Below are 12,111 nucleotides of genomic sequence, written 5' to 3'. Positions count from 1 at the left end.
CACGGCGGCCCCACCAGCCGTCGCGGCCTGAGATGATGAGTGGGTGGAGACAGCCCTGACCCTCGTCACCCTGCTCGCGATCGTGGTCGCCGTCAGCGCGCTGGCTGCCAAGGCGCGGATGTCGGCACCCCTGGTGCTGATCGTCGTCGGCATCGCCGGGTCGTACGCCCCCTTCGTGCCCGACTTCGAGCTGACCCCCGAGATCGTCCTGGTGGGGTTGCTGCCGCCGCTGCTCTACGCCGCGGCGATCCGCACGTCGCTGATCGACTTCCGGGCCAACAAGCGCCCGATCATCCTGCTGAGCGTCGGGCTCGTGCTGTTCACGACGATCGGGGTCGGGCTGCTCGTGTGGTGGCTGCTCGGGGTGCCGTTGGCGGCGGCCTTCGCCCTCGGCGCGGTCGTGGCACCGCCCGACGCCGTCGCCGCCACCGCCATCGCCCGCCGCGTGGGCCTGCCCCGCAAGGTGGTGACGATCCTCGAGGGCGAGAGCCTGGTCAACGACGCGACCGCCATCGTCACGCTGCGCACGTCGATCGCCGCGATCGGCGGCACGGTCAGCGTCTGGCAGGCCGGCGCGGGCTTCATCGTGTCGGCGGCGGGCGGTGTCGCGATCGGGCTGCTCGTCGCGTTCGTGGTGGGCCGCATCCGCCGGTTGATCGAGGACGAGGTCACCGATGTCGCGGTCTCGCTGCTGACGCCGTGGATCGCCTACCTGCCGGCCGAGGAGATCCACGTCAAGGGGCTCGACTCGCAGCCGTCCGGCGTGCTGGCGGTGGTCGTGGCCGGCGTCATCCTGGGGCACAAGTCGCCGCTCATCCAGTCGGGTGCGTCACGTCTGTTCGAGCGCACCAACTGGACGACGATCTCGTACGTCCTCGAGAACGCGGTCTTCCTGCTGATCGGCCTGCAGATCCGCACGATCGTCAACGACCTCGACCAGAGCACGCTCTCGGCGACCCGCATCGCGGTCGCGTGCGTCGCGGTGCTGGCGGCGGTCATCGTGCTGCGGTTCGTCTGGGTCTTCCCGGCGACGTACCTGCCGCGGCTCGTCCCGCGCATCGCGGCGTCCGAGCCACGGCCCGAGCCCAAGACGATCTTCATGGTCGCGTGGACGGGCATGCGCGGGGTGGTGACGCTCGCAGCGGTGTTCCTGCTGCCGCCGAACGTGCCCGAGCGCGAGGTGCTGGTGCTGATCGCGTTCGTGGTCACGGTCGGCACGCTGATGATCCAGGGGCTGACGATCCCGACGCTCGTGCGCGTGCTCAAGGTGCCGGGGCCCGACGTCCACGAGGACCACCTGCAGGAGGCGACGATCTACCAGGCCGTGACCGACGCCGGCAAGGCCTACCTCGACGAGGAGGTCGCCGGGACGGTCGGCGACGACGTCATGCACCGCCTGCGCGAGCGTGCGACCGACCGCACCAACGCGGTGTGGGAGCGACTGGGTGGCCTCGAGACCCCGAGCGCCCAGTACTCCCGGCTGCGAGCCAGCATGCTGCACCAGGAGCGCGAGGAGCTGTTGCGCATCCGCGACCTGGGCAGCGTCGACCAGTCGATCCTCCAGCGCGTCATGAACGCCCTCGATGTCGAGGAGTCGATCCTCGACCGGCTCTCCGAGAACGAGACGACGGCGGACCGCGAGACCGACCTGCGTCCGCCCGTCGACCCCGACGGGGCGTGCGAGCACCTGCGCGTGGCGTGCGAGTACCCGCCGCCGCTCACCCCCACCGGGTGCGAGGAGTGCCTGCGCGACGGGTCGACCTGGGTGCACCTGCGGCTGTGCATGACGTGCGGCCACGTGGGGTGCTGCGACTCGTCGGTCGAGAAGCACGCGACGCGTCACTTCGAGGAGACCGGCCACCCGGTGATGCGCAGCTTCGAGCCGGGCGAGGCCTGGCGCTGGTGCTTCGTCGACGAGGTCACCGGCTGACCGCGAGGCTCAGCGGCGGGGCGCACTCCTGGAGTCGCCGAGGATGCGCAGGGTGATGACGGCCAGGGCGAGCACCTGGCCGACGACCAGCGTCAGCCCGTGGTCGAGGGTCGCGGCGATGAGGCGCGCCGCGGTGCCGGCATCGGCGGCCATGCCCTCGACGCGGATGGCCGACGGCTGGAACAGGCAGACCAGCAGCAGGCTCGCGATCAGCAGCACCGACGGCAGCACGCCGGTGGCGAACATCTGGCGGACGCCCACCGCCAGGGGAGCGGTGACGACGATCAGCACGAAGCCGACCGAGTAGAGCAGGTCGAGGCGCGAGTCGATGAGGTCGAGCAGCACGATGGCCGTCATGGCCAGGCAGGCCGCGACGATCGCCTGGCGGGCGGACAGATCGCGCCGCGCCGTGCGAGGGGGTGTGGTGCGCACCGCCTGCGTCATAGCACCGACGGTAGTTCATCGACCAGCTCCGGAGCGGTCATTGACCGTGGTGTCGACTCGACGAGCCGGGGCGACTCGACGGGCGTGTCGGAGACGTGCAGGGCGTTGAAGCGCCGCGCCGTGACCAGGAAGCGCGACTCGATCGAGCTGACGGCGTCGTTGTACGACCGGATGGTGCTCTCGAGCGAGCGGCCCAGCTTGTCGACGTGGCCGGCCACGGTGCCGATGCGGTCGTACATCTCACGGGCGATGGTCTGGATCTCGCGGGCGTTGGCGGCCAGCTGCTCCTGGGTCCAGGCGTAGGCGACGGTGCGCAGCAGCGCGATCAGCGTCGTCGGCGTGGCGAGCACGACCTTCTTGGCCGATGCGTGCTCGAGCAGCGTGGGCTCGGCCTCGAGCGCGGCGGAGAGGATGGACTCGCCGGGCACGAACAGCACGACGAACTCGGGCGTCTGGTCGAACTGCGACCAGTACGACTTGGCGGCCAGCTGGTCGATGTGGGTGCGCACCTGCTTGACGTGACGGCGCAGGTGCTCGGCGGCCTCGGCCTCGGTGTCGGCCTGCGCGGCGTCGAGGTAGGCGTCGAGGGGCACCTTGGAGTCGACGACGACCCGCTTGTCGCCGGCCAGGCGCACGACCATGTCGGGGCGCAGCACCGAGTCGCCGTGGGTGCTGACCTGCAGCTCGAAGTCGCAGTGGTCGAGCATGCCGGCCAGCTCGGCGGTGCGCTTGAGGTGCATCTCGCCCCAGCGTCCGCGTACCTGCGGACGTCGCAGCGCGGTCGCGAGCGAGGCGGTCTCCTTGCGCAGCGAGTCGCTGGTGAGCCGCACGGCGTCGACCTGCTCGCGCAGCTGGGTGTGCCACTCGATGCGGCTGGACTCGAGCTCGCGCAGCCGCTGGCCGAAGCGGTCGAGGCTCTCCTTGACGGGTTCGACGGCCTCGGCGGTCGCGGCGCGCGACAGCGTCAGGTCGTGGGCCGTCGCAGCCGGCGCGCGCTGGCCGCCGAGCAGGTAGCCGATCGAGAGCCCGGCCAGGAGGGCCAGCAGGGCCGTGAGCAGGAGGGGGAAGACGTCCATGGCCTCACTGTGCCCGGCGCCACCGACACTTCCGCCTCGGACGAAGGGGCGTCAGCCCTTCGAGCCGCCGGCGATCTCGTAGTTCCAGACCTCGCTGTGGGTCGACACGGGCTTGGGCGCCTCGCCGCCGGCGCGCTCGACGGCGGAGCGGTGCCCCTCCGCGAACGACGGCGAGCTGACCCAGGCCTGGAAGTCGTCCTCGCTGGCCCAGCGGGTCAGCACGAGCCACTGGGTGCGCTCGTCGGTGGGCTTGAGCAGCTCGAACCCCTCGAAGCCCTCGGCTCCGTCGACGGCACCCGCGCGAGCGGCGAAGCGGTGGGCCAGCTCGTCGCCCGACCCCTCAGGCACGGTGATGGCGTTGATCTTGATCACGGTCATGCCTCGAGCCTACGGACCGCGGCGGCAGTGCAGATCGTCTGCGATAGTTTCGGGCTCCGCACGAGTGAACGGACCGTCCATGCTTCCCGCCCACAACGCCGCCGCCTTCGCCCTCGCCGCCCTGGCCTTGATCGTGATCCCCGGTCCCAGCGTGCTGTTCGTCATCGGACGGTCGCTGTCGCTCGGTCGCACGGGTGGCTTCCTCAGCGTGCTCGGCAACGCCCTCGGCATGATCCCTGCCGTCATCGCGGTCTCGTTCGGAGTGGGTGCGCTGGTGGCGCGGTCGCTCGTCCTGCTCTCGGTCGTCAAGGTGCTCGGCGGGATGTACCTGGTCTTCCTCGGCGTGCAGGCGATCCGTCACCGGCACGACCACACGGACGCCGGACCGAGCCTGCCGTCCGCGCGGCCGTCCGCCCTGCGACTCCTCGGCGAGGGATTCCTCGTCGGCGTCTCGAACCCGAAGACGATCGTGTTCTTCGTGGCCGTCCTGCCGCAGTTCGTGAGCTACGAGTCCGGGGCCGTCCCGGTGCAGCTCGCGCTGCTGGGCGGCATCTTCTTCGTGATCGCGCTGTCGTGCGACAGCGTGTGGGCGTTGGCCGCGAGCACGGCTCGGACGTGGTTCGCGCGCGACCCGAAGCGTCTGAGCCGCATGAGTGCGGGCGGTGGGGCCATGATGATCGGGCTCGGCGGCGCGCTGGCCGTCACCGGCAACAAGCAGTCCTAGCTCGGGTCGATCTTCAAGGTCACCGTCGCGCGCACGCGGGCGTTCTGCGCGTCCGTGAACGCCACGGTGAACGGGCTGGTGCCCGCCACTGTTGGCGTACCGGCGAGCACAGGGCCGTTCAGCGTGAGGCCGGGCGGCAGCGTTCCGGACATGAGCGACCACGTGCCGGCACGTCCGCCCGACAGGGTGTCGGACAGGACGAACGTGTGTGAGTACGGCTGCCCGACGACTCCTGCCGGGAGTGCGTCGCCGGCCCCGTTGATCGACAGACCGTCGTGCGACCCGGTGCTCACCGTCACGGCATTGCTGCGGGTGTATCCGTTGTAGTCGGTCGAGCGCAGCACGCTGGCCCGGACGCTCCACCGCCCCATGAGCTGGCGCGAGAACGAGAAGGTCCCGTCGGGGCGAACCGCGATGTCGTCGTAGTCGGGACCGATGCCGGCATACATCGCGCTGCCGTCCTGAGGCACGAGCTCGACCTGGACGACACGTCCGGTGCCGACCGGCGAGACCCGACCGGTGAAGGTCGTCCGCTCGTCCGAGTAGGGGGTGCCCTGGACCTCCAGGGACGCCGTCGACCGCCGGTCGACCGTCGAGGAGTCGTCGATGAGCGCGATGGTCTTGAGCTTGCGCAGCGCCTTGAACTTCTTCGACTTGTCGATCTTGCAGCGGTAGACGAGCGGGCCCGCGGTCTTGAGGACGACCTTGACCTTGAAGTTGCCGTGCGAGTTCGTGCGGCCCTTCGCCACCTTGACCCAGCGACCAGAGATCTTGCGCTGGATCGTGACGGTGATGCCCTTGACCGGCTTGTCGCGGCCCTTGGCGTTCGTGGTGAAGACACTGGCCCTGACCGGACGCGTGGTGCCTTCGAGCCAGTGGTCGGCCGGCGTCCCGCACAGCGCCCACAGGCGCGGCTTCTTGGGCGCGGCGGACGCGGGGGTCGTCGCACCGGCGATCAGGGCGGCGATCAGCGACAGGCCGATCAGCATCAGCACGAGTGGGCGCGATCGGCGCGGCGACGTCAGTGGGTGCACCGCCAGAAAGTAGCACCGAGAACGCTGCGAGCGCGGCGATTCCGCGGAATGCCTGCGGCCCGTTCTCACGGTGACCTGGCACGATCGAGTCGTGCCTTCCGTCAAGACTCCAAGACTCACCCTGCGTCCGTTCACCCTCGACGACACCGACGCGCTGTTCGACCTGATGAGCCGCCCCGAGGTCGCGCGCTGGAGCGGTCGCGGCGTGCCGATGGTCGACCGGCAGGAGGCCGTCGAGCGCATCGAGCGCATGCCCGTCCGCCGGGGAGACCACCCGGCCGCCGACGTGTTCGCGGTCGTCCCGCACGACGTCGAGGCGCCGGTCGGCATGGCCGTGCTCGTGCCCGTCCCGTCCAGCGAGGGGTTCGACCGGGACGACCACGAGATCGGCTGGCACCTGCACCCGGACGTCTGGGGCCGCGGCTACGCGACGGAGGCGGCGAAGGCCCTGGTGGAGCGCGCGTTCACGGCCGGCATCCCCGAGCTGTACGCGGTCACCAACCCCGACAACGTCCGGTCGCAGGCGGTCTGCGCGCGGCTGGGGATGACCGACCTCGGTCTGCGGCACGACTGGTACGACCGGGAGCTGCGGGCGTTTCGCCTCGACCGCCCCTGACGACGTAGGATCGTCCCTCGTGGCTCTCAGCATCGGCATCGTCGGACTCCCCAACGCGGGCAAGTCGACCCTCTTCAACGCACTGACCAAGAACGACGTCCTCGCGGCGAACTACCCGTTCGCGACGATCGAGCCGAACGTCGGCGTGGTCGGCGTCCCCGACTCGCGCCTGCCGAAGCTCGCCGAGATCTTCGGCTCGGAGAAGATCCTCCCGGCGACGGTGCAGTTCGTCGACATCGCGGGCATCGTGCGCGGCGCCTCCGAGGGTGAGGGGATGGGCAACAAGTTCCTCTCCCACATCCGTGAGTCCGACGCGATCTGCCAGGTCACGCGCGTCTTCCGCGACGAGGACGTCACGCACGTCGACGGTGACGTCAACCCCGCCAACGACATCGAGACGATCTCGATCGAGCTGGCACTGGCCGACCTGCAGACCCTTGAGAACGCGCTCCCGCGCCTCGACAAGGAGTCGCGCAAGGACAAGTCGCTCGTGCCCGCGTTCGAGGAGGCCAAGAAGGCCAAGGACGCGCTCGAGGCCGGCACCGGCGTGCTCAAGGCGGGGCTCGACCTCGAGCTGCTGCGAGACCTGCACCTGATGACGTCCAAGCGGTTCATCTACGTCTTCAACTGCGACGCCGACGAGCTGAACGACGACGCGCTCAAGCAGCAGATGCGCGATCTCGTCGCCCCGTCCGAGGCGATCTTCCTCGACGCGAAGGGCGAGGCCGAGCTGGTCGAGCTGGGCGACGACGAGGATGCCGAGATCATGCGTGCCGAGATGCTCGCCGACATGGGCGTCGACGAGCCCGGCCTCGACGCCCTCGCGCGCGTCGGCTTCGCGACCCTCGGCCTGCAGACGTACCTGACCGCGGGCCCCAAGGAGTCGCGTGCCTGGACGATCCCGCAGGGCGCCACGGCGCCCCAGGCGGCCGGCGTGATCCACACCGACTTCGAGCGCGGCTTCATCAAGGCCGAGATCGTCTCGTTCGACGACCTCGTCGAGGCCGGTTCTATGGCCGCTGCCAAGAGCGTCGGCAAGGTGCGCATGGAAGGCAAGGACTACGTCATGGCCGACGGCGACGTCGTCGAGTTCCGCTTCAACGTCTGAATCGCCCGCCCGATTCGTGACGCCCACGGCGTCATTCGACCGTGGTGACGCCGTGGGCGTCACAGATCGCGGGCGCCGTGGCTTCACCCGCGTCTGCGAGACGCGTGAGGATCAGGCGCCGTCGGACGCGATGAAGTCGCGCAGCACGCGGGCGAAGCGGTCGGAGTCGTCCAGGTGTGGGAAGTGGCCCGCGCCCTCGAAGATCTCGACCCGGCACTCCGGCAGTGACTGCTCGACGCTCAGCGCGTGAGAGGCGGGGATCATGTGATCCTGCGAGCCCCACACGATCAGCGTCGGGATGGGCAGCGAGCCCTCGAGATGGTCGTGGGCGCTGATGCTCTGCCCACCGATGTCGATCACGGCGCGAGTCGTGGCCAGGAACGCCTGCCGGCTCTCGCGGTCGCCGAGCGAGCTGAAGCCCTTCCAGATCGCGGCGAGGTCGGCGCTGGGTCGCCAGCCCACCTTCGACGCGACGCGCCCCAGGGCCTCCACCCGCGAGAGCACCGGCGCCGAGGCCACGACACTCAGCACCTGCGCGGCCCCGGGCAGGGTCGCCGAACGGAGGGCCACGTTGACCTCGCGGCCGAGACCGCCGCTGGAGACCAGGACGAGGCGTTCCACCCGCTCGGGGAAGAGGTAGTAGAACTGCATCGCGATGCCACCGCCGAGCGAGTGACCGACGAGGGTGACGCGCTCGACCCCGAGGTGGTCCAGCAGGTCGCGCATCGTCGCGGCGTGTGAGCTGAGCGAGTAGTCACCCATCGGCTTGGCGGACTCGCCATGACCGAAGAGGTCGGGCAGGACCACACGGTGGTCGTCGTCCATCCGGTCGACGAGGTGCGACCACTGCTGCTGCGAGCCGAGGATGCCGTGGATGAAGAGCACGACCGGTCCGTCACCGCGGTCGGCGTAGGAGAGCTCGTGTCCGTGGAGCACGACCTTCTGGGGTGCGGCGTGCGACATGGTGGTCATCCTCGACGTGGTCGGTGAGCCCGGCACGCCCACGGTAGCCCGTGGCGCACACCCGTGAGTTCCCTTCAACGCGTGGATCGACCCGAGATGTGACGCCCACGGCGTCATCCGGCCGTCGTGACGCCGTGGGCGTCACAGATCAGGGCCGGTCTACATTCGAGGCATGTCCGAGGGTGTCTTCAGCCGGATGCCCGGGTGGATCCCCACGGTCGTCCGCGACGACGGCGGGTTCCGGCTCGAGCTCGGCGCGGGCGCTGACGCCCTGCACCAGCCGCGGACCTTCTCGTTCCCGATCACCGAGGCGCACCTTCGCGTGATCCAGGATGACCTGGCGCGGCACCTGCTGCTGTGGGTCGCGGTGCTGCCGCTGTGCGACGCGGCAGGCACCAGGGGGTCTCTCGACGAGGACGCAGCCGTTGCACTGCTCGACCCGATCCTGCTGGCAGCGCCGGACGACGTCGACGCCTTCTTCCGCACGATCCCCGCGCAGACCGACATGCTGGTCGCGCACGGCGCGGACGTCCCGCTGCTCGAGCGCGGGCAGCTGCTCGACTCGCTCCACTCCGCGACCGAGGAGTCCGACATCCGACGGATGCAGACCTACGCGGCCGACCGCCGCCGCGGCCTGCGGGGCGTACGACTCGCGCCGCTCGACGAGGCGGTGCTCAGGTACGTCGGCCACTACGTGCACAGCTCGACCCGCCCCGGCCGCCACCCCGACGACGTCGATCCCGCGCTGCTGCCCCAGGTGCTGGACGTCATCGCGACCGCCGAGGCCGCGCGAGGACGGACGCGCCTGCCCACCAGCAGGGAGAAGGAGCGGGCCGTCGAGCGCAAGCACGCGTGGAAGAGGCTCGAGAAGGACGTCGGCAGCGCGGTACGTCGCGCCCATCCCCACCTGGTCGGCGACGCGGTCCGCTCCGTCACCTTCCTCATGTGCTCCGAGGCCGCCGGTCCGGACCTCAGCGAGGCGGTCGCGCTCTTCCTCAAGCGCTATCCCGGCAAGAACGACGACGAGTTCCGGTCGAGAGTCACCGATCCCGCCCTTCAAGAGGCCGTCCGCTCGCTCCTCGACGAGACGATGACGATCCAGGTCGACTGGGACGTCCGCACGACGCTGCCCGACATCGGCGACGAGGTGCGAGACGTCGTGCGACAACGCCACCCCGACCTCTCCGATGCCGCGGTCGACAACCTCGCAAGCTACTTCACCTACCTCGTGAAGTGACGGACGCCTCGACGAAGAGTGACGCAGCAGACCTGTCGCGAGGGGTTGGCGCACCCCTAGGATCGTGACGCCCTGTTCGCGACAGAAGGACTCATCGTGGTCGACCACGCTCAGATCGCCGCCCGCCTCACCTCGCCCGAAGGGTTCCTCGCCCTGTGCGACGAGTCCGGAGTCGTGGGAGCCAAGAAGAAGGCCAAGGCCGCCTTCGATCTCTGGAACCAGGCCGACCAGACGTACGTCGGCGCCTACCGCGGCATCCCCGCCCCCGGCGGCAAGGGAACGGGTTTCGTCATCCGCCTGTTCTGGGACCCGTCCACGACCACGCCCGACCTCGGGGCGATCGAGGCCGCGATCAACGGTGCCGTGCCGGTCGACCTGATCCAGGCCGACGAGAAGGCCACCTACAAGCAGCGCGACAAGAAGCAGGGCCCGTTCTTCCACTGGCAGGGCATGAGCTCGCGTCCGCTGTCGCAGTGGTTCGGCGAGCGCTTCGGCGTCGGCGCGTGCGCCACCCAGCTGTTCGACCGCTCCGACCTGACGCAGGACGTAGCGGCCGTCGCGGTCACCGGCGGCGTCGACCACCTGTGGTCGTTCACCGCCCCGCAGTGACCGTGGGCCGGGCCGCCCGCAACGCCGGCGGCTGGCTGCTGACGGCCGTGGGTGTCGTCGTGATCATCGTCGCGACGACGGCCGACTACCGCTTCTCGGGCAGCGCAGGGGTCCTCATCGCCGTCGCCGCGGCGGTGAGCACCCTCGTCCCCGTGCTGGTCGGTGCCGCCTACCTGGCCGTCCGCCGCCGCAACCGCACCACGGAGGCGGTGGAGGGCGCGACGGTGTCGCCGCGGGCCCGAGCCGTGCAGACGTCGCTGGCGTCCGTGCTCGACCGTGTGAACGACTCGACCGACGACGCCCTCGGGCTGCACCGCGTCGTGCTGGGCGACCGGCTCAAGCTGACCGCTGCGGCGCTGCTCGAGGTCGGCGACCGGTGGGATGCGCTGTCGTTCATCTGGTTCGTCCGCCCTTCGCAGGCCGGCGACTTCCCGCGGTCGCAGCACCTGCGCAACCTGCCCGCATGGGCGCAGGACGCGGTGGTGCTCCTCGACCTGCGCCGCGAGCTCCAGCTGCGCGGCACGGAGTCGGCGCTGTCGGACGAGCCCGGCTTCTACCGCCACGGCTTCGCCCGCGTGTGCGAGGCGGCGAGGCGCACCGGGAGCAGCGAGCTGGTCGACGCCCTGCTGGCCGCCCGACGAGACGTCGGTCAGCCTCAGCGGCTGCTCGAGCTGCTGGACGACGTCCAGGTGTGGGGCGGGCTGGCTCAGCTGCCGCCGGGCAGCGCGCGGTAGCGGGTCGCGTGATGCTCCGAGGGGGTGGGCGACACCTCGGACTCGGGCAGGTCGTCGGGATCGTCGGCGCTGATCGCCACCCCCTGGGCCCGGCATCGGGCGACAGCCGCGGTGTAGTCCTCGAGCGACCACTGGCCGAACTCGTCGGTGAGGGCCTCGCTGAGCGTCGCCCTCGGAGCAGCTCGAACTGCCCCTCGGTGTCGAGGACGACCAGCGGCGCGGCGTCGAGGGGAAGATCATCCGGCCCGCGCCAGTAGCCGAAGGCCACACCCTCGTCGTCGTTCTCGGCGACCCAGGTGATGAGGGCGGCAGTCTCGGCGATCGCATGGGTGTTGGCGGCGACGTCGGGGTCTGCGAGCTGCTCGGCGGTGAGGTAGCTGGTGTCGAGGGCCGCCGGCACCTCGCCGTCGCCGAGCAGGCGCAGGCTCTCCGACCAGGGGTTCGGCTGACCTGCGTCCTGCAGGCGGCGCCACACGGCGAGATCTTCTGGAATCGTCGACATGTCCGTCATTGTGTCGCAGGCGGACGGATCGCGAGGAGCCCCAGCGCGACGGCGACGGAGCTGGCCAGCGCCAGCACCGGCGGCAGCCAGAAGAGCGGGCTGCCGATCTCGTCCGACCGGATGCTCATGCATACCAGGGCAAGGGACGAGAACACGGTCGTGCCGAGGGCGATGCCGATCGACCGGCGGACCAGACGTCCGCCGTCGTGCCGGCCCAGCGACCACTGCTCGCTCATGTTCAGCGCAGCCAGGCCGTAGCAGGCGGCCACGACCCACACGCCGGTGTCGGCGTCGAAGATGTAGGAGCCTCGCTCGCCGGAGTAGAGCTTGAACTCGTCCTCGCGGGTGTAGGTGAGCGGCGAGATCCACAGCCAGCCCCAGGTGGTCGCGATCGACGCGAGGACCGTCAGCACGCCCGTCGGGTCCATCTTGCGGTACATCGAGAGCAGGCTCGGAAGGGGCTTCGCCCCCTCGGCCTGCGTCTGCGCGACCCGCTCTGCCCGGCGCGCGGCGATCTGCTCACGCAGGCACTGGTGCATGTAGTCGAACGCCTCGGCGTCGGTGGTGAACGACCGGCGGGTCGTCTCGATCACCGCTGCGGCGCCGTCGGTCGCGAAGACCGTCCACGCGCCGGCGTGCGGGGTGAAGACCACGGCGTCCGGCTCGACGTCGTCGCTCTCGTCGAGGAACAGGGCCGTGCCGTAGCCGCGCGCCGCGACGCCCTTCGACTTCAGCTCGGCGCGGTCCACCGTGGGG

At 70.4% G+C, this 12,111-nt stretch carries 13 protein-coding genes; 7 read left to right on the top strand and 6 right to left on the bottom strand.

Annotated elements, in window-relative coordinates; genetic code table 11:
* The first annotated feature begins 43 nt into the window (after positions 1-43).
* The gene (locus DX116_RS00925; RefSeq protein ID WP_119702374.1) at positions 44-1,930 is read left to right on the top strand and encodes a Na+/H+ antiporter; all 1,887 of its coding nucleotides are present in this window, start codon (positions 44-46) and stop codon (positions 1,928-1,930) included.
* 9 nt (positions 1,931-1,939) lie between these two features.
* On the opposite strand, the gene DX116_RS00920 is transcribed toward DX116_RS00925, so the two are convergent.
* The 3 genes from DX116_RS00920 to DX116_RS00910 are packed head-to-tail and all read right to left on the bottom strand — an operon-like array spanning position 1,940 to position 3,828.
* Positions 1,940-2,374: a DUF6542 domain-containing protein gene (locus DX116_RS00920; RefSeq protein ID WP_119702373.1), complete on the bottom strand. Its 435-nt coding sequence runs from the start codon at positions 2,372-2,374 to the stop codon at positions 1,940-1,942.
* Positions 2,371-3,450 carry a DNA recombination protein RmuC gene (locus tag DX116_RS00915; RefSeq protein ID WP_119702372.1) on the bottom strand — a complete coding sequence of 360 codons (1,080 nt, stop codon included), beginning with the start codon at positions 3,448-3,450 and terminating at the stop codon, positions 2,371-2,373. Before DX116_RS00915 ends, DX116_RS00920 begins: the two co-directional genes overlap by 4 nt.
* Before the next feature lie 51 nt (positions 3,451-3,501).
* Positions 3,502-3,828 (bottom strand): antibiotic biosynthesis monooxygenase family protein, encoded by a 327-nt coding sequence (locus tag DX116_RS00910; RefSeq protein ID WP_119702371.1) that lies wholly within the window; start codon positions 3,826-3,828, stop codon positions 3,502-3,504.
* 79 nt (positions 3,829-3,907) lie between these two features.
* Here DX116_RS00910 and DX116_RS00905 point away from each other — a divergent pair, with 79 nt between their 5' ends.
* Positions 3,908-4,552, top strand: coding sequence for a LysE family translocator (locus DX116_RS00905; RefSeq protein ID WP_119702370.1), 645 nt, complete (start codon positions 3,908-3,910; stop codon positions 4,550-4,552).
* Here DX116_RS00905 and DX116_RS00900 read toward each other — a convergent pair.
* A complete protein-coding gene (locus DX116_RS00900) occupies positions 4,549-5,586 on the bottom strand; it encodes an Ig domain-containing protein (protein ID WP_147393546.1) in 1,038 nt (345 codons plus the stop codon). The genes DX116_RS00905 and DX116_RS00900 overlap by 4 nt on opposite strands.
* Positions 5,587-5,677: 91 nt before the next feature.
* Between DX116_RS00900 and DX116_RS00895 the strand changes: the two genes are divergently transcribed.
* Together DX116_RS00895 and ychF are read left to right on the top strand one after the other, a co-directional pair.
* A complete protein-coding gene (locus tag DX116_RS00895; protein ID WP_199715878.1) occupies positions 5,678-6,202 on the top strand; it encodes a GNAT family N-acetyltransferase in 525 nt (174 codons plus the stop codon).
* A gap of 19 nt (positions 6,203-6,221) precedes the next feature.
* A complete protein-coding gene (ychF, locus tag DX116_RS00890; RefSeq protein WP_119702367.1) occupies positions 6,222-7,310 on the top strand; it encodes a redox-regulated ATPase YchF in 1,089 nt (362 codons plus the stop codon).
* 111 nt (positions 7,311-7,421) lie between these two features.
* On the opposite strand, the gene DX116_RS00885 is transcribed toward ychF, so the two are convergent.
* A complete protein-coding gene (locus tag DX116_RS00885) occupies positions 7,422-8,273 on the bottom strand; it encodes an alpha/beta fold hydrolase (RefSeq protein ID WP_119704041.1) in 852 nt (283 codons plus the stop codon).
* A 172-nt stretch (positions 8,274-8,445) separates the two neighbouring features.
* On the opposite strand from DX116_RS00885, the gene DX116_RS20030 reads away from it, so the two are divergent.
* From DX116_RS20030 to DX116_RS00870, 3 genes are all read left to right on the top strand, one after another.
* Positions 8,446-9,510 (top strand): DUF6357 family protein, encoded by a 1,065-nt coding sequence (locus DX116_RS20030; protein ID WP_199715877.1) that lies wholly within the window; start codon positions 8,446-8,448, stop codon positions 9,508-9,510.
* Between the two features lie 96 nt (positions 9,511-9,606).
* Positions 9,607-10,119: a hypothetical protein gene (locus tag DX116_RS00875; RefSeq protein ID WP_119702366.1), complete on the top strand. Its 513-nt coding sequence runs from the start codon at positions 9,607-9,609 to the stop codon at positions 10,117-10,119.
* Positions 10,116-10,853 (top strand): hypothetical protein, encoded by a 738-nt coding sequence (locus DX116_RS00870; protein WP_119702365.1) that lies wholly within the window; start codon positions 10,116-10,118, stop codon positions 10,851-10,853. The genes DX116_RS00875 and DX116_RS00870 overlap by 4 nt, the downstream gene beginning before the upstream one ends.
* A 507-nt stretch (positions 10,854-11,360) precedes the next feature.
* On the opposite strand, the gene DX116_RS00865 is transcribed toward DX116_RS00870, so the two are convergent.
* Complete coding sequence (locus DX116_RS00865; RefSeq protein WP_119702364.1) at positions 11,361-12,104, bottom strand: hypothetical protein; 744 nt, start codon at positions 12,102-12,104, stop codon at positions 11,361-11,363.
* Between the last annotated feature and the right edge of the window lie 7 nt (positions 12,105-12,111).

This window comes from Aeromicrobium endophyticum, assembly GCF_003586285.1.
Taxonomy (GTDB): domain Bacteria; phylum Actinomycetota; class Actinomycetes; order Propionibacteriales; family Nocardioidaceae; genus Aeromicrobium; species Aeromicrobium endophyticum.
The sequence above is the reverse complement of the archived record's forward strand: the minus strand, read 5'-3'. Positions and strand labels throughout refer to the sequence as shown.

What these genes read in the sequence shown, in the direction of transcription:
- DX116_RS00920 (WP_119702373.1), bottom strand. Translation starts at nt 2,374, where the DNA reads ATGACGCAGGCGGTGCGCACCACACCCCCTCGCACGGCGCGGCGCGAT.
- DX116_RS00915 (WP_119702372.1), bottom strand. Translation starts at nt 3,450, where the DNA reads ATGGACGTCTTCCCCCTCCTGCTCACGGCCCTGCTGGCCCTCCTGGCC.
- DX116_RS00910 (WP_119702371.1), bottom strand. Translation starts at nt 3,828, where the DNA reads ATGACCGTGATCAAGATCAACGCCATCACCGTGCCTGAGGGGTCGGGC.
- DX116_RS00905 (WP_119702370.1), top strand. Translation starts at nt 3,908, where the DNA reads ATGCTTCCCGCCCACAACGCCGCCGCCTTCGCCCTCGCCGCCCTGGCC.
- DX116_RS00885 (WP_119704041.1), bottom strand. Translation starts at nt 8,273, where the DNA reads ATGTCGCACGCCGCACCCCAGAAGGTCGTGCTCCACGGACACGAGCTC.
- DX116_RS20030 (WP_199715877.1), top strand. Translation starts at nt 8,446, where the DNA reads ATGTCCGAGGGTGTCTTCAGCCGGATGCCCGGGTGGATCCCCACGGTC.